A 16583-nucleotide genomic window follows, 5' to 3' on the forward strand; every position below is an offset into this window, starting at 1 on the left:
TCGCTGGCAAACCTGCTTCGGCCAACGCGCTGAAAAGCCATTGCGATAGCGGCCCGGCTTCCAGTCCGATCCGCCTGAAGCGGTAGATGGGGTTCCGCAGAACCTGCAGCAGAGCTTCAGGCTCGCTCGCCACCTTCACTTCCCGCACGATCCTGCCCGTGTCATCCACAATGCAGACGCTGGTCTGCTTGACCGATACGTCTAATCCAGCAAAATGGTCCATGCTGCGCTTCTCCTTCTGATGCTTGAGGCCGTAACCACGGACCTCGTTTCACCATCAGCCTGAAGCGCAGCACCCAAAATCTTCAGCTATCCACAAGCTGGGCCGGCCGATTACCCCATCTTTGGAGCGCATTACGGACTCAACTCGGACATCGCGCCAAGTCCGAAAAGTGCCGATTTTGTTGCAAAAGTCTTTTTGCGTCACTGAATACAAATTTCCGGGCCGTACACGCGGCGATCGAACAATAATTTGAGGGACTACATTATCTAGCGACGAACTCACGGGCGACTTCGCTAATGGCCTGGAGGCTACATCGATCGGCGATTGCGGCTCGTTTGGTCCATTTGCGGGAAATTGATCGAACGGCATTTTGGGAGTTTTGCAACAAAATCTGCCAAGTGCGGACTTGTCATCGTCTACGCGCCACGTCTCCCTGTTGGTGGCGAATGCCATCCGGCACAGAACCTGCGGTGCCTCCAATGCGATCAAATCCCCTCAACGAACATTAACCCTGCTTCGCGCCGGCCCGTAGCGGGCCAGCTAAATTAACATGGTGCTTGCAATCCCTATGCAACCTCACCGGACAATCCCCGGGGACCCCGCATGCCATCCGAAAACGACGAGCCGCAACTCGAACTTCCATCGGCGCTCCCTGCCCGGCAGGCATCGCGGCTCATGCCGGTGTTGTTGCTGCTCGGCCTGATCGGCGGCGGTGTCTACGCCGCTACGGACAGCGACAGCAAGGCCACCGCGAAGGTGCCTTCCCGGCCGGGGGACCTGTCGGCCAACGTCGTCACCTTTGTTTCGCCGGACGATCGCCCGGCTGTAGCTGCGGCGGTTGCCGCCTTGAAGGTTTCATCGCCGCAACGTGCCGAGATCGAGCAGGCGGTGATCGAGCGGCGCCAGCGTCTCGCCTGGATCGTCTTCTTAGACAGCATTGATCCGGATGGCGATACCGTCGCGGTCGAGGCGTCGGGGCTGACGCAGCAGATCGTGCTGACCAAAAGCTGGACGCCCGTTGCGGTGACGCTGGCAGACAGCGCGCCGATCGGGGTCACCGCACTTCGCGACGGACAAGGCGGCGGCATCACCGTGGCGTTCGCCACCAGTACCGGCCCGATGTCGATGCGCATCCTGCGGCCCGGCGAACGTATCGAGGTGGTGCCATGATGGGAATGTCTCCGTGGCTCGGCCGGCTGATCCTGCTGCTCGCCCTCATCACCATCGACCACGCTTCGCCTGCGCTCGCTGTTACGCTGGTGATAGGCGCGGCAGGCGCAGCCGTCGCCATCTTTCTCTATCGAGGTTCTTATCTCCCGAGGTTCGTCATGGATATTCTGGATCGGCTTTCCAACAAGACCAGTCTTCAACAGGCCTATGAGAAGCGAAGCCAGAGCCTGATCACGATCGATGCCGACGACCTGGCGGCGCGCATCACAGCCCGCGTGGTCGGCCAGGAGGACGCCATCAAGGCGATCGCGCAGCAATTGCGGCGACGCATTGCAGCGCGGCGGCTCGACAAGCCCGTGGCTGTGTTCTGTCTCGCCGGCGCACCCGGCGTCGGCAAGACACATTTCGCAAAAGTGCTCGCCGAGGAACTCTATGGCGGGCGGAGCCATCTGCACTTCTTCGACATGAGCCAGTTTGGCCAGCCGCACGCGGCCGCAAGCCTGTTCGGCCAGGCCCGCGGCTATGTCGGCTCCAACAGCTACGGCTCGATGACGGCGGCGCTCCGCGACGTGCCCAACGCGATCGTGCTGCTGGATGAATTCGAGAAAGCCCATTCGGAAGTCCACAAGCGCTTCCTGACGGCGTGGAACGACGGATTCATCACCGAGGTCAGCGACGGCGCCCGCGTCGCGACCAATGAGGCCATCTTCATTCTCACCACCAACGCCGCCTCGCGTCGCATCGGCGAGATCGCCGAGCAGACCAACGAGACCGCCGAAGAACAGGGGCGGCTGGCGAAGGGCGCCCTGGCGGACGCCCAGTTCGCGCCTGAAGTGCTGTCGCGGATCGACGACGTCTTCGCGTTCCGGCCGCTGAAGGGATTGGACATCGCGCGGGTCGTTGCGCTGGAGATCGAAGCGATCGCCCTGCAGTTCAACGTCAGGATCGCCGGCGGCGGCATCGATCCGCAAATCCTAATGCGGGCAATCGATGCGTTGTCTGGCCGCATGCAGGGCGGCGTTCGCGACATGGCGCGCGCCATCGAACGACAGATCACGGATGGCTTAATCGATGCGCGCGCCGCCGGCGCGACCGAAATTCGGCTGGTGCAGGATGGCGAGCGTGTCAGAGTCGAGGCCGTCCGGGGCCATCGCGAGGCCGCCGCGTCGAACCTGCAACGCGCGACCGTTGGCTGACGATGGCCGGTCAATCGCACATCCTCCAGGGTGAACGGAAGGGCGCTTTCCGCCTCTTCCTCGACCTCTATGCGACCAACGCCACCTTTCGCGGCTTCTGTGAGTTTGCCGTCATCGGCGCCATCGTGCTGCTGTTCATTCACGGATTGCAGTCGTTCGCGACGATCGGCAATTCGGCGCTAACCGCCGTCTCGCCGCCGAAACTGTCGGATCAGGACATCAAGACGCAAGGCGATATTGCCAAACTCGGCCGCCGCGACAGCGCCTTGACACCGCAACTCGGCGACCTCGGACTAGACGAACGATATTTTGCCGGCGATCCGGAGCCGCAAAGAACCATGCTGACGGAGGCGTGGCGCGCCTATCGAAGCAAGAATTCGCGCAAGGCGCTGGAATTACTCGAGGCGGCCGGATCGGACGATCCCCATGTGCTGCTGGTCCGCGGACTGGCGACGATGGCGCAGCCGCAAAACGGCGCGCTCCGCAGCGGCGTACTCTATCTCGAGCAGGCCGCGGGCAAGGCCGACCTGAAGTCGATGGCCGTGCTCGGCGTGCTGCACATCATCGGTGTGCCGGGAATTCAGCATGATCTCGAGAAAGGCCAGAAGCTCATCCTGAATGCCGCCGCCAAGGGCGATGTCGAGTCCTCGCGCGTCGCAGGCCAGGGCTATCTTTCGGGATGGATGGGAAGCATCGATCCCGGCCGCGCGGCAAAGTATTTCAGGTTCGCCGCCGATCGGGATGACGCTAAGGCCGCGTTCTACCTTGCCGAGCTCTATTTTACCGGCCGCGGCGTAGCCAAGGACAATCTCGAAGCCGACCGGCTGGCGGAGAAGAGCGCTTCCCAGGGCAACCGCTACGCGCTGACGTTCGTCGGCGTTCGCAGAATGCAGGCCTATTTCCAGGGAATTTCCGACGATCCATCCAGCGCCTTGAAATGGCTTGAACACGCCGCCGAACAGAACGAGCCCACGGCGCTGCTGACGCTATCGATGTATTACATGGAATTCGCCGCGCGATCGGGCCAGACCGATATCGCGAAGGGCGTGGGATTCCTGAAGCAGTGCGTCGAGCGGACCGAGAATCCCGCCTGCGCGATGTCCTATGCTGCCACCCTCGACAACGGCTTTGGCAGGCGTGACGTCAAGCAAATCTACGCGATGTACCAGTTGGCGAACCGTGACGGCCGCAACGACAAGGCGCGCGCCCGAATGGCCGAATTGTCCAAGGAATTGTCGAACGCGGAGCTGCTGCAAATTCAGCTTGACGCGCGCAAGCGTCCAATGCAACCGAGCTCCGACCTGCCTCGATTTTCGCGCGTGAAACCATGATCACCAGAGCCGGGAAAATTGCGGCGGCCCTGTTCGCAGTCTATTTCGCTTACTATCTCAAGAGCACGCTCTTAGGCTACGCGACCGAACCGAAAGTAATCGGCGGCGTCGATCTCGACCGGCCGATTCCGCAACTCATGTTCTGGACACCGATCTACTATCCGATGCTGTTGTCCGCTGCCTTCGCGTATTGGATCTGGCCGACGAAGGCGTACCCGAGCCTCGCCCGGAGGATGGTTGCTGGGTCCTTCGCAATCGTTCGGATCATACTGTTCACGCTCTTCATTTCATTCCTATGCACGGGCTTCGGCGCGTTCTATCTGGCTCTTCCGCAACTGATGACAGCGGAAATCCTGCCGATGCTGGCGAGCGTCTTTTTATCGGCGCTTCAAGGAACGGCGGTGATGATGATTTTCCATATCATGGGCTTCATCCCGATCAGCGTTTTCGTCGGGTCTCTGATTGCGCTCGGCGCCCATGTCGCATCAAAGCACCTTTCGTCGCCTATGGATGAACGGGTGCGGTCGGATTTTGCCTCATTCTCGACGGTGCTTCGGTCGTCAAACGAGTGGCCCTGGCCAAGCCTGGTGGCTGGATCCGTTATAGCGGCCATGATGCTGACCGGATTTAGCATCGCCGGCTTGCCGATCATCGTATTGTGGGGCGCCTTTTTCGTGCACTGGGGAATCCCCTGCGTCGTACTGGGCGCCGCGATTGGATTTTTCGGCAGGCACTGGGCCTGGTGCGCAGCCGTCAGCCTGCCTATCGCGTACTATCTTTCGACGACAGCCTATCGGCCCACCGGCATCCTAGCGTCCCAAGCAATAGATTTTCCGCCAGTGGTGATTGCAACGCTGGTCGGGTTCAACCTCGCGAGGAAATTCGTGCCCAGGATTTTCAACAGCCAAGCGACATAGAGCGGGACTGGTTCCGCTAGGAGGGGGCACCTTAACTAGGACAGTACCGTGATCTGGGCGCTGTCCTGTGGCCATTACCAGTTGGGGCTGAGCGATTGTCCGCTACGGGTCTCATTCGTGTGGTTTGCACCAGCCGCCGATGATTTCCGGTCTACCCCGGTCAACCGACATTCTCACAGTCGGACAGCATGTCTCAAAGGTGCCGATTTTGTTGCAAAAGTCTTTTTGCACCACCGATCAAAAATTTTCCGGGCTGTAGGCGCGGCGATCGAATATTGATGTGGGGGACTACTGCATCCTGCGACGAACTCACAGGCGACTTCGGCGGCACGTTTGAGGCTACATCGATCGGCGATCGCAGCTTGTTTCGTCCTTTCGCGGAAAATTAGTCGCTCGGCATTTTGGGACTTTTGCAACAAAATCGGCCATGAACAGACATGACGGGTGTTAGTCGCAAAAGAACAAAGCCGCCCGAAGGCGGCTTTCACAATTCAAATCTGATGATCGCCGCTATGGTCGTTTTTGGATTATTTCTTGGGAGGCAACGGATCGATCCGGCGGATCAAGTGGCCTTGCATTTTTATGTTTTTTTCATGCTTTCCTGGTAGGAAAGCGGAGCAGCACCGTCTCGCCAATTGTTTTTGGCATCAGCAAAGAGCCGAAGTCCGGATGATGGGCCAGGAGCAGCACGATTTTTACAAAGTCAATTCGCTGACCAATCTGGACAAGGCATCGCCTGTCGAGGGCACGATTGTTTGGGATGCACCGCGCTCTTTGTGGAATGGCGCAATGCTGCTTGGGGCCATCGTCCTCGGTCCGCTCACATTTTCGTGGAGCGCGTTGGCCGTCTTTCTGGTCACGGCCGGAATCACGCTTTGCGCTGGCCACTCCGTCGGCTTCCACCGGCGCCTCATTCACCGCAGCTTCGAGTGTCCCAAATGGGTCGAGAGGACGCTGGTCTGGCTCGGAACGGCGGTGGGCATGGGTGGGCCACTGTGGACCATTCGCGTGCACGACAGCCGGGATTGGGCCCAGCGCCAGGCCGATTGCCATCCGTTCCTCGCGCACCGAAAAAGCCTCTGGCTGGATGGCTTGCTTTATCTCCATGGCCGACTCGTCTTGAAGCATCCTCCAGGTTTCGATCCTGGCGCGGGCATTGGCGACGATCCCTTCTATCAGTTTCTCGATCGCACCTGGATGTTGCACCAGATTCCGATCGCTCTCGTTCTCTATTGGCTGGGTGGGTGGCCTTTTGTCGTGTGGGGCGTCTTTGTACGCGTCGCGGCCTGCACGACAATGCATTGGGGAATATCCTACTTCGCGCACACGCAAGGAGCGCAGGACTGGACCGTCGACGGCGCGGTGGTCCAAGCGCATAACGTGGCGGTGATGGCTATTCCGACGATGGGAGAGAGCTGGCACAATAACCACCACGCCTTTCCGGGCTCTGCGCGGCACGGTCTCTATCCCGGGCAGATCGATCTCGGCTGGGAGTTCGTGAGGCTGCTTCGCGCCCTTGGCTTGGCTTGGAACGTTCAGGTGCCCGCGGAGCTGCCGCCCCGCCCTGGAATAAGCCCGGTCCACGCCCGCTCGCTTTCAGTCTGTGCGCCCGGCCAGGCGGAAATTTCGGGTGTCCGATCGTGACCACCGCCGCTGAGGCCCTCGCCGCTTATTATGCGGCGAATGGCATAGAGGCTGACCCCGCGCGCAGTGCGACATGGATTTGCAAAATAGGCCCGGCGTCGGTTGAATTTCCGAACTGGGAGTGGCGGCGAGACGCCGTCACGCGGCACGACCTCCACCACATTCTTACTGGCTATCCCTGCACGATGACGGGAGAGATGCAGATGGCGGCGTGGGAGTTCGCCGCCGGACGATACCGCCACTGGGCGGCGACACTGTTTTGCCTGCCCCTGGCGCTCATGGGCGTCATATGTGCACCACGGAGAACCGCGCTGGCGTTCAGAGCGGGTCTGATCTCGACAAGTCTTTATGGCTCCGAACTGGACCTCAACAAGCCGCTTACAGCGTTACGAGCGGAAATCGCCGCGCTTCCGACAGAAGCCCCGTGAAAAAACGCGCGCAATCTTGATCGGGCGGTCCCTCCGGCCGCTCCTGCCTGCGCCCGCGCGGCCAGTGGCCACGCAGCCGCTCCGCCGAGTCCGGCGATGAACTCTCGGCGCTTCATTGCGTGCCCTCAATATCTGCAAATGTAATCCTAACAATTTTCTGGCTCGGGCAGTTTGGTTGAAATGACGCACCAGGAACGAATGGCGACAAGAGTAGTGCGTCCGTCGATCCTCATGTCCGCTGTGGTGCCAATTTCGGAAGTGCGCTTGCCGTGCTACTCGGCTCTGCTGTTTCGGGAACAAGCGGCGACATGTAGGCACGTGCCGGCGGCCACCGGAGCGTCGGAGGCATTCTGATGCACCACGGCCACGTGAGCACTTGAGTAAAGATTGAATCATTCCGCATCGGCTTGATAAAGCGCCGGTTTTAGCAACGGCTTAATTCAACACGCCTACAACCTCGATGATATCAGTCAACCGGATCTCGCGCGATGCCTCTGATGCTCAAAACTGTCTCCGGAATTGCACTAATCGTCATCGCTATTCTGCTGGCACTGCAGGCATCCCCCGTCACCGGCATCGTACTCATGATGTTCGGCGGTCCGATCTGGACCGGGCTCCTGGTGCATGTTTTTCTTCTAGCACTGGCCATCGAAGGATGGGTCCGACGCATTCCGCGAGCTTTCATCGCGATCCCGCTCATCACCTATAGCGGTTATTACGCACTCTACGCCTATGAGACGATCAATATCGCTCGCACATCCGCTGAGCTGCGGAAGTCCAATTCGGGAAAAGTCCTTGAATTCAACGCGGACATCCATTCGCTCGTAACACCGACAGCGCCAGCGCTCGTCAGCAGCCACGTGATTGTAGTGGCTTACGAAGCCAACGCAAACTTTCAGCCGGAACAGCACCGGTCCTTTCGGCTGGTCCATCGCAACCAGTGCAATCTCGCCAGGGACAGCCTGCACCGGATCCAGACATCCGGTGTTTATTTCGGCAACATAGCGCTCGACAAGGTCTGCAGGTTGAGCGTTCCGGAGTCACCCCCTCAAAAGGTCATTTCCGTGGTCAAGATCGGCGATGAAGAAGTCTGGAAACGCAAGCGCGGCATCAGCGTGCAGACCCATCAATTGATGCTCGACGGGAAGATCGTTGGAAACTACAAAACCGCTTCTGTCTGGCGACTGCCGATCTTCCCCGGCTTGGCGATCGGATGCGGCTTGATTAGCAGTCCTCCGGCCTGGAAATGTGACGCCGGTTTTATGAGATCGCACACGGTTCTCGACACCGTCCCGGATGGCATCGACCGCGAACGCTTCGATGGGCCCGAGAGTGTCATGCTCGGGCTTCCGAAATATACCGCCGCCGACCTCGCCAACTATCGTGGCTATCCGCAGAACGAGGCGGCGCTCGCCTGGCTCGCCGATGAACCTCAACGGGTTGAAGACCGCATGTTCGCCTTGCTGCAGGAACTCGCCGGCGGCGGCAATCCGAAAGTGCCGATGGGCATAAAGTTTTCGGTAGCGCAGAATCCCACGCGCCTTGCGCCGCTCGCCGAAGCGACGGCTAACCGGTTCATCGAGTTAAGCAACATCAGACCTGCAGCGGGTGACGGGCAGGAGTACATGTATCGTTATGAAGGACTTGCGGCAGCGTTGACTGCACTGCCCGACGAGGCATTTGCGAAAGTCGCGGCACCGCTGAACGCCTACTTTGTTGATGGAATGGCCTCCAACGAGTTTCCTGCGCTGTATGCTCGCATACAGCGCATTTCCGGCCGGCAAGCGCTCGATTTTTATGAGGCGGACTTCATGACCGCGCAGGGCTATCGACAGCTGTTTCCCGTGCTGGCCATTTGCCGGATCGGCCGCGCCAGCCCCGCAATTATTGCCGAGATGAAGGCGCGGATGCTGCACGAGATCGACAGCCCCTCATTCGATGATGACAACAAGACCGCGCTCATCGTGGCGCTTCTGAAGCTTGGTGAAGACGCCTTTGTGCGGGACAACAAGTCGCGCCTCGCGGCCAACGCCCGCGCTGATTTCGAGAGCTGGCTTGACGCGGTTTTGTCAGGCAAGGGAACCACGAAGGTCGGTCCCAACAACTGCATGACGAAAAACTGGAACGGTCGGCGCGCGACGAAGCCTTCGCTATACTGGACGAACGGGGTCTGGATACTTCGGTCGTAAGCCCTGCATCGACAAATGTCCGGTTCGGGTCAAATTGAGAAGAACTCAGTACGAGCACATGTTTTCCGCTTTGCCATCAAACTCGGACATTGCTCGATGCAGTCGGCACTTCGCATTTGTGCCAAAAGCGGCCGTTCATGTACCGACGACCGCGAGACAATGCAGGCCGATCTAAGAATCGAGTAGCCGCATCGCATTGCCGCCGGCTAATTGCGCCAATGTCGTCTCGTCCATGCCGTCGACACCAGCGATGTGACCGATCGGGTTGTATTCGGCCATATCATAGGGGTAGTCGGTACCCATCAGGATCCTATCAGAACCGAACACGTTGAGCAAATAAGCCAGTTGGTGATAGCTGAAGACAACGGTGTCGAGATAGACCTGACGCAAATACGTCGTCGGCTGCAGCGGTAGGTCACCATGAGAATCCTGCCGTGCGCCCCATGCATGGTCGATGCGACCTGAATACGATGGCAGATAGCCGCCGCCATGCACAGCCATGAGTTTCAGGTCGGGAAAACGCGCCAGCGTTCCGCTGAAGATCAGGTTATGCAACGCCAACGTGGTCTCGAGCGGGTTGCCCAACATGTTGTTGAAGTAGAAATGCGTGAGACGCTCTCCGTGCGTGAAACCGTTGGGATGCAGCATGATGAATGCGCCGAGCTCTTCGGCCTTGGCGAAGAATGGGCGGTAAGCCGGATCAGACAATTCCCTCCCATCGACGTTGGTCAGAATCTGAACACCCTTCAGTTTCAGGTGCGTTATGACATAATCGAGTTCGCGCACGGCCAACTCAGGCTCTTGCAGCGTAATCCCACCGAGACCTAGAAACCGATCAGGCCGGCGTGAGCAGAATTCCGCCACGCCATCATTGGCGATGCGATGTGCTTGTTGGGCGATTTTCGTATCGAGATGATAGTAGCATTGTCCTGGAGCGGGAGCGACGACCTGGATATCGATGCCCATCTTGTCGAGATCATGCAGTCGCCGGTCAATTGTGGTCATCACCTCCATGATATCTTTTTCTTGGCCGGCATTGATCGCCTTGGTCGCGTCGTCGGCGAAGTGGGCCAGCGAAATACGACTGATGTCGATGTGAGGCTGTGCGACCTTGGCGGCTTCGCGGACAAAGATGTGCGAATGAATATCGATCGTCGTAGACGACGGACGGCGGGCGCGACCGTCAGCGTCATGAATGCGGGCTGCGGTAAAGCCATAGCGATTTTTGCGGTCGATCATTGAAACGTCCCGTTCTTGAAGATCGTTGAAAGGTTGCGCTCAGGCCTGCATCGCCGTCCATTCCAACGCGGTGCTGAACCGTTTAACGGCCGCCGAGACGTGAGCTTTCAGCAAGCTGACCGCCCGGCGCGAGTCTCGCGCCTGAAGCGCTGAAATGATGGCGTTGTGTTCCTCGACGAACTTATGTGCCTTGGGTCCGCGAACCGCGGCTACACTCATCCTGACAAGACGCTCGGTCTCCTCGATCAGATCGCAGGTCGTCCGTGCCATCCGGCCGTTGTTGGAGCATCGCGCGAGAGCGCAGTGAAAATCTCGGTTGTAGTTGATGAACTCGTTTTCGTAGTCGCCATCGAACTCACGAAACCGATCGAGCGCTTTCAATTCCTCGTCGGATGCGTTCTTTACCGCCTCCGCGATGCACGCGAGTTCGAGCGCCTGGCGAAACGCAAAGATCTCGTTGGCATCCCGCAAGGACACCGGCGACACGCGATACCCCTGACGAGGAATGACGATCAGCAGTCCTTCGCTGACGAGATGCTGAAGCGCCTCGCGCACCGGCGACTTGCTGACGTCGAACTGCTGGGCGAGCTCCTGCTCGCGCAGTTCACGGCCGGGCGGCAGATCGCATGTCAGAATACCCCGCCTCAGAAAATCGTAGATCCGCTGTCCCTGCATTTCGCTTGCGGTCGCCCTTCATCCAAAAACGTAAGATATCACAAGTTCACACCGATTCCGCTTAAATCGTCATTTTTTCTTCCTGACTATACCAAAAAACCAGCAAAATTGAGGATTTTTCTCGAGCAATTGACTCTTGCGATCGGTTGGTGACATCCTAATAGAAGGTACACATATCAAATCAGATGTATCAAGCCTCGGCTCTAGGGAGACTTAGCATGGTGCGTACCCGCATCTTCTTATCGACGACAATCCTCGCCGCGTGCACGGCTTTGACGCCGCTGCAGGCTGCCGAATCGCTCAAAGTCGGCTTTATGACGGTCCGGTCAGGCGCGTTGGCCGCCGGTGGCCGGCAGATGGAAGAAGGCCTGAAGCTGTGTATGGACGAGCACCGCGGCGTAATGGCAGGTCGCAAGATCGAGATTATCACCGCCGATACGGCCGGCCAACCTGCCGTGACCAAGACCAAGGCGCAGGAGCTGGTCGAACGCGACGGCGCGCAGGTGCTGATCGGCCCGCTGGCGGCCTTCGAGGCACTCGCTATCGACGACTATATCCGGCAAACCAAGACGCCCGTCATCTCGCCTTCTGCAGCCGCAGAGGATTTGACTCAGCGCAAGCCCAATCCCTGGTTCGTGCGCGCTGTCGGCACATCGGCGCAGGCCCATCATCCACTCGGCGAATATGCCGCGAAGGATCTGCACTACAAGAAGATCGCGATCATCGCCGACGACTTCGCGTTCGGCCATGAAATCGCGGCCGGCTTCCAGCGCACGTTCGAACAGAACGGCGGCAAGGTGGTCCAGAAGCTGTGGTCGCCGCTCAACGCTGCGGAATACGGCACCTACATCACCCAGATCGATCCGAGTGTCGATGCGGTCTTTGCGGCGTTTGCCGGCGGCAATGGCATCAAGTTTCTCGGCGAGTACAAGAACTACGGCATGCAGAAGCCGGTTCTCGGCGCCATGACGACGGTGGACGAGGGCATTCTCAAGCGCATGGGCGACGAAGCGGTCGGCGTGATTTCATCCGGTTGGTACAGCGCCGCCACCGATACTCCCGCCAACAAGAAGTTCGTGGAAGCCGTGCGCAAGGCTTACAGCGCCGATCCGGGCTACTACACCGTCGGCGCTTACATGGCCTGTCAGTTCCTTAACAATGCGCTGGAGCAGGTCAAGGGAGACATCTCGGACAAGGCCGCCTTCATGAAGGCCTTGCGCAACGTCAACATTTCACAAAGTCCCTATGGTCCGGTGAAGCTCGACACGTACGGTCAGCCGATCCTCGATGTCGCGATCCGCAAGGTCGAGAAAAAGGACGGAAGATTGCAGAACACCGTCATCAAGACCTATCCAGCGGTGAGCCAGTTCTGGACCTACGGGCCGGACGAATTCCTCAAGAGCCCCGTCTATTCGCGCGACTGGACGCCGGCGAAGTAATGCGCATCGCCGGGAGGGATCCGCATGAATTTCTGGATCATTCAGGGTTTGAACGGTCTGGCGTTCGGATCCCTCCTGTTCATTCTGGCGTCAGGCTTTTCGCTAATCTTCGGCCTGATGCGCATCGTCAATCTCTCGCATGGCGCATACTTCATGCTCGGCGCCTATGTCGGACTGTCGGCGATCGAGGCCGGCGTGAATTTCTGGATCGCGATCCTGATTGGCGGCGGCGCGATCTGCATCCTCGGGACAGTGATCGAGCGCTTCATCCTGCGCCGGCTGAACGGCCAGCCGCTGGCGCAGGTGCTGGTGACGCTCGGCATCGCGTTCATCATCGCCGACACCTGCGTCTGGATCTGGACCGGTGATCCGCGTCCGGTGCCGATGCCCAGGGAATTGACGGGCGCGTTCCGCGTCTCGAATCTGGCGTTTCCGATCTATCGCCTGTTCGTGATTGGCGTAGCGTTCGCGCTTGCTGCCGCACTCTGGTTCCTCCTTGAACGCAGCCGCCTCGGCGCAATGATCCGCGCCGGCGTCGACGATCTGCCCATGGCCCGCGCCATGGGCATCCGGACTTCGCTGCTGTTCTCCGCGGTATTCTGTCTCGGCTCGGCGCTGGCGGGCGCTGGAGGCGTGCTGGCCGGACCGATCCTGTCGGTGTATCCCGGCCTCGATTCCGACATGCTGCCGCTTGCGCTGGTCGTCGTCATTCTGGGCGGCGTCGGCAGTCTGCTCGGCGCGTTTGTCGGCAGCCTGATCATCGGTTTCATCTACAGCTATGGGCAGGCGCTCTTTCCGGATCTCGCCTACGTGATCCTTTTCCTGCCGATGGTCCTAGTGCTCACGCTGCGGCCGACCGGCCTGTTCGGAAGGCAGGCCATTTGATGCGCGCCCCGTCCTTCAACTTGCTGTCGTGGCTCATTGCGATCGCCGCGCTGCTGGCACTGCCGTGGCTGGTGACATCGGATTACTACGTCAACATCGCAAGCCAGGTCGTAATCGCGGCAATTCTCGCACTCAGCCTCAATCTGCTGATCGGCTTCGGCGGCATGATATCGCTGGGTCACGCGGCCTATCTCGGCGTGGCGGCCTATCTGTCTATTTACCTCACCGCCCATGCGGGCTTCGGGCATCTCGCAGGCGCATTGATCGCCATCGGCGCGACGACCGTGCTGGCGATGCTGTTCGGTTATCTGGCGCTACGCGCATCAGGTCTCGGATTTCTGATGATTACGCTGGCGCTTGGCCAGATCCTGTGGGGCGTTGCCTATCGATGGGCCAGCCTGACCGGCGGCGACAACGGGCTGGGCGGGCTCAAGCGGCCGCACCCCTTTGGCCTCAACCTGATGGACCCTGCCATTTTCTATTATTTCGCTCTGGCCTTCTTCGGCATAGCGCTGTGGTGTATCGCACGCTTCGTCCAATCGGCACTCGGGCAAAGCCTGCAAGGCACTCGCGATCAGCCGCGACGCATGCGGGCGCTGGGTTACAATGTGTGGCTGATTCAGTGGTTGAGCTTTGTGTTCGCCGGTTTCTGGGGCTCGGTCGCCGGCCTGCTCTATGCTTATTACCACCAGTTCGTCAGTCCCCAGACGCTGCATCTCACGACGTCGGCCGAAACGCTGCTGATGGTCATCGCCGGCGGCACCGGCACGCTGCTTGGGCCGGTGGTCGGCGCCGCGCTGGTGGTCATCCTCAAGAATGTCGTCAGCGCCTACATCACGCGCTGGCTAATCCTGCTTGGCGTCATTTTTGTCGTGATCGTCTTGTTCATGCCCGAAGGTCTGGTGCCGGGCATTACGCGCTGGGTGCGCTCCTTGAGAAGCCGGCCACGCGCAGACAAGGCTGCGGATACGCCCTCCATCGCCAAGGACTCCGCCCGATGACGACACCTGTTCTGGAGGTCACCGGACTTTATCGCTTCTTCGGCGGGCTGCCAGCAGTCCGCGATGTCTCGATGCGTATTCCGGCTGGAGAACGGCGGCTGCTGCTCGGCCCCAACGGTGCCGGCAAGACGACGTTCTTCAATCTCATCGCGGGCGACTTCCCGCCGTCGCAGGGCGAGATCCGGATCTTCGGGCAGAACGTGACCAGGAAGTCCGCCAACCAGCGCACCCATCTCGGCATGGCGCGAACCTACCAGATCATCACGCTGTTTTCGAAGAACACGCTGCTTCACAACGTCGTCATCTCACTCGTCGGCCTGCGGGAAATTCGCTTCAATCCATGGTCCGATCTGCGCCGCCAGACGCCGCTCTGGGATGAAGCGCGCGCAACCCTTGCCCTTGTCGGCCTCGAACATCTTGCGGACCGAACCGTGGCGGAGACGAGCTATGGCGAGCGGCGGCGGCTCGAGATCGCGATGGCGCTCGCGCAAAAGCCAAAACTCCTGCTGCTCGACGAGCCGTTGGCTGGCCTTTCCGCCGACGAACGTCAGGACGTTCAGCGTCTGCTTCAATCCATTCCGCGCGACGTTACCATTGTCATGATCGAACACGACATGGACGTCGCCCTCGCCTTCGCCGACGTGATCACGGTGATGCAGCACGGACAGGTCGTCGTGGAAGGAAGCCGCGCCGACGTGGTCGCCGATCCGAGGACCCGGGAGGTGTATCTTGGACACTGACGCGCTCACGATCAGCGGCCTCAACGCTTTCTACGGCGAAAGCCACGTCCTGCACGACCTATCCTTCAATGTGAAGAAGGGGCACGTCCTTGGACTGCTCGGTCGCAACGGCGCCGGCAAGACCACCTGCATCAGTGCGATCATGGGGCTGATCAAGGCCAAGGCCACGCGCATCGATCTGTTTGGCCAGTCCATCGCGGGCCTGTCACCGGAGGCCATTTCGCTGAAGGGCGTCGGCCTCGTGCCGCAAGGAAGGCGTATCTTTCCGTCGCTGACCGTATTCGAGAACCTGACGGTGGCGGCTCGCCGCGGCAAGACCGGGCACAGCTCCGGCTGGGGTCTCGAGCAGGTCTATGCGACCTTCCCCCGGCTGTCGGAACGCCAGCGGCAACTGGCCGGCTCACTGTCCGGCGGCGAACAGCAGATGCTCGCGATCTGCCGGGCCTTGATGACAAATCCGCGCGTCATTCTGTTTGACGAGCCTTCGGAAGGATTGGCGCCCCAGATCGTCGCAGAGGTCGCAATGGTTCTGAAGCAACTTCGCAGCAGCGGCCTTTCGATCATTCTCGTCGAACAGAACATCAAGCTGGCGCTGGACATCGCGGACGAAGTCGTTGTTCTCAACACCGGCTACGTCGCACACGTCGGAGGCGTTGACTCGCTGCGCTCCAACGATCGTCTGGTCGAGCAGTTGCTCGGCGTTTATTGAAAGGCTGAAGAATGACATCCGTTCGTTTGCGTGAGGGAGTCCTTGATATCGTCGAAACGGGCGCCGGCAAACCGATCGTGCTGCTGCACTCGTTGCTTGCAGATCGAGCCATCTTCGACAAGATCGTCCCTGTGCTTGGGCGGCAGCGACGTGTCATCGTTCCCGACCTGCCGGGATTTGGCGCGTCGTCATCGGCCGGCGCCACCATCGAGGGGATTGCCGATCGCATGGCCGGCCTGTTCGATGCGCTCGGCCTCGGAACGACGGCCGACGTCCTCGGCAATGGCTTCGGCGGCTTTGTCGCCAGCACGCTGGCCATTCGTCATGGCGCGCAATTCGACCGGCTGGTCTTGGCCGACACCGGCGTCGGCTTCTCACCGGAAGGCAAGCAGTCGTTCTATGCGATGGCTGAACGCGTGCGCCAAAGCGGCATGGAGGCGATCGTCGATGTGGCTCTCAAACGGCTGTTCCCGGAAGACTTCATCGCAGTCAATCCTGATATCATGGCCGAGCGGCGCAACGCTCTGGTCAAGACCAATCCGGAATTTTTCGCCGAAGCGTGTCACGCGCTGGCAGCCCTCGATCTGACCGCCGATATCGGGATGATCCGTAATCCGACGCTGGTGGTGGTGGGCGAACGTGACGCCGCGACACCGCCTGAAATGGCGCGCACGCTGGCAAGAGCCCTGCCGAAGGCCGACCTTATCGAAATGCCTGGATGCGGCCATGCTCCGATGGCACAGGCACCCGAAGCGTTCATCAAGACTATCGCCAAGTTCCTCGACCTGAAGTAAATC

16 protein-coding genes and 1 pseudogene are annotated in these 16583 nt (G+C 59.9%); 14 read left to right on the forward strand and 3 right to left on the reverse strand.

What is annotated here, in order from left to right; genetic code table 11:
• Nucleotides 1-223 (reverse strand): annotated as a pseudogene (locus tag N554_RS0101445) (IS110 family transposase); the annotation flags it as partial.
• A gap of 603 nt (nucleotides 224-826) precedes the next feature.
• Between N554_RS0101445 and N554_RS0101450 the strand changes: the two are divergent.
• From N554_RS0101450 to N554_RS0101490, 8 genes are all read left to right on the forward strand, one after another.
• On the forward strand, nucleotides 827-1393 hold the full coding sequence (locus N554_RS0101450) for a hypothetical protein (protein WP_029581845.1): 567 nt from the start codon (nucleotides 827-829) through the stop codon (nucleotides 1391-1393).
• Nucleotides 1390-2589 carry an AAA family ATPase gene (locus N554_RS0101455; protein WP_081851067.1) on the forward strand — a complete coding sequence of 400 codons (1200 nt, stop codon included), beginning with the start codon at nucleotides 1390-1392 and terminating at the stop codon, nucleotides 2587-2589. Before N554_RS0101450 ends, N554_RS0101455 begins: the two co-directional genes overlap by 4 nt.
• Nucleotides 2590-2591: 2 nt before the next feature.
• On the forward strand, nucleotides 2592-3920 hold the full coding sequence (locus N554_RS0101460; RefSeq protein WP_029581847.1) for a tetratricopeptide repeat protein: 1329 nt from the start codon (nucleotides 2592-2594) through the stop codon (nucleotides 3918-3920).
• A complete protein-coding gene (locus N554_RS0101465; RefSeq protein WP_029581848.1) occupies nucleotides 3917-4837 on the forward strand; it encodes a hypothetical protein in 921 nt (306 codons plus the stop codon). The genes N554_RS0101460 and N554_RS0101465 overlap by 4 nt, the downstream gene beginning before the upstream one ends.
• A gap of 437 nt (nucleotides 4838-5274) precedes the next feature.
• Complete coding sequence (locus tag N554_RS39460) at nucleotides 5275-5445, forward strand: hypothetical protein (protein ID WP_156041719.1); 171 nt, start codon at nucleotides 5275-5277, stop codon at nucleotides 5443-5445.
• A 61-nt stretch (nucleotides 5446-5506) separates the two neighbouring features.
• Nucleotides 5507-6481 (forward strand): acyl-CoA desaturase, encoded by a 975-nt coding sequence (locus N554_RS0101480; RefSeq protein WP_036052163.1) that lies wholly within the window; start codon nucleotides 5507-5509, stop codon nucleotides 6479-6481.
• The gene (locus N554_RS0101485; protein ID WP_051677238.1) at nucleotides 6478-6909 is read left to right on the forward strand and encodes a hypothetical protein; all 432 of its coding nucleotides are present in this window, start codon (nucleotides 6478-6480) and stop codon (nucleotides 6907-6909) included. Before N554_RS0101480 ends, N554_RS0101485 begins: the two co-directional genes overlap by 4 nt.
• A 497-nt stretch (nucleotides 6910-7406) precedes the next feature.
• Nucleotides 7407-9098 (forward strand): hypothetical protein, encoded by a 1692-nt coding sequence (locus N554_RS0101490; protein WP_029581851.1) that lies wholly within the window; start codon nucleotides 7407-7409, stop codon nucleotides 9096-9098.
• A 171-nt stretch (nucleotides 9099-9269) separates the two neighbouring features.
• Here the strand turns inward: N554_RS0101490 and N554_RS0101495 are convergent, their stop codons facing one another.
• Both N554_RS0101495 and N554_RS0101500 read right to left on the reverse strand, forming a co-directional pair.
• Nucleotides 9270-10337: an amidohydrolase family protein gene (locus N554_RS0101495; RefSeq protein WP_036052165.1), complete on the reverse strand. Its 1068-nt coding sequence runs from the start codon at nucleotides 10335-10337 to the stop codon at nucleotides 9270-9272.
• Between the two features lie 39 nt (nucleotides 10338-10376).
• Entirely contained in the window at nucleotides 10377-11012 is a 636-nt protein-coding gene (locus N554_RS0101500) for a GntR family transcriptional regulator (protein WP_029581853.1), read from the reverse strand.
• 218 nt (nucleotides 11013-11230) lie between these two features.
• Here N554_RS0101500 and N554_RS0101505 point away from each other — a divergent pair, with 218 nt between their 5' ends.
• From N554_RS0101505 to N554_RS0101530, 6 genes are read left to right on the forward strand one after another with little or no spacing between them, the layout of a single operon-like run.
• Entirely contained in the window at nucleotides 11231-12451 is a 1221-nt protein-coding gene (locus N554_RS0101505) for an ABC transporter substrate-binding protein (protein ID WP_029581854.1), read from the forward strand.
• A 24-nt stretch (nucleotides 12452-12475) separates the two neighbouring features.
• Nucleotides 12476-13336: a branched-chain amino acid ABC transporter permease gene (locus tag N554_RS0101510; RefSeq protein ID WP_029581855.1), complete on the forward strand. Its 861-nt coding sequence runs from the start codon at nucleotides 12476-12478 to the stop codon at nucleotides 13334-13336.
• Nucleotides 13336-14337: a branched-chain amino acid ABC transporter permease gene (locus tag N554_RS0101515; RefSeq protein ID WP_029581856.1), complete on the forward strand. Its 1002-nt coding sequence runs from the start codon at nucleotides 13336-13338 to the stop codon at nucleotides 14335-14337. Before N554_RS0101510 ends, N554_RS0101515 begins: the two co-directional genes overlap by 1 nt.
• Nucleotides 14334-15077: an ABC transporter ATP-binding protein gene (locus N554_RS0101520; protein WP_029581857.1), complete on the forward strand. Its 744-nt coding sequence runs from the start codon at nucleotides 14334-14336 to the stop codon at nucleotides 15075-15077. Before N554_RS0101515 ends, N554_RS0101520 begins: the two co-directional genes overlap by 4 nt.
• A complete protein-coding gene (locus N554_RS0101525) occupies nucleotides 15067-15786 on the forward strand; it encodes an ABC transporter ATP-binding protein (protein WP_051677239.1) in 720 nt (239 codons plus the stop codon). Before N554_RS0101520 ends, N554_RS0101525 begins: the two co-directional genes overlap by 11 nt.
• Before the next feature lie 11 nt (nucleotides 15787-15797).
• Nucleotides 15798-16580 carry an alpha/beta fold hydrolase gene (locus N554_RS0101530; RefSeq protein ID WP_029581859.1) on the forward strand — a complete coding sequence of 261 codons (783 nt, stop codon included), beginning with the start codon at nucleotides 15798-15800 and terminating at the stop codon, nucleotides 16578-16580.
• Nucleotides 16581-16583 lie beyond the last annotated feature (3 nt).

Origin of the sequence: Bradyrhizobium sp. URHD0069, from assembly GCF_000701345.1 — a bacterium.
Taxonomy (GTDB): domain Bacteria; phylum Pseudomonadota; class Alphaproteobacteria; order Rhizobiales; family Xanthobacteraceae; genus Bradyrhizobium.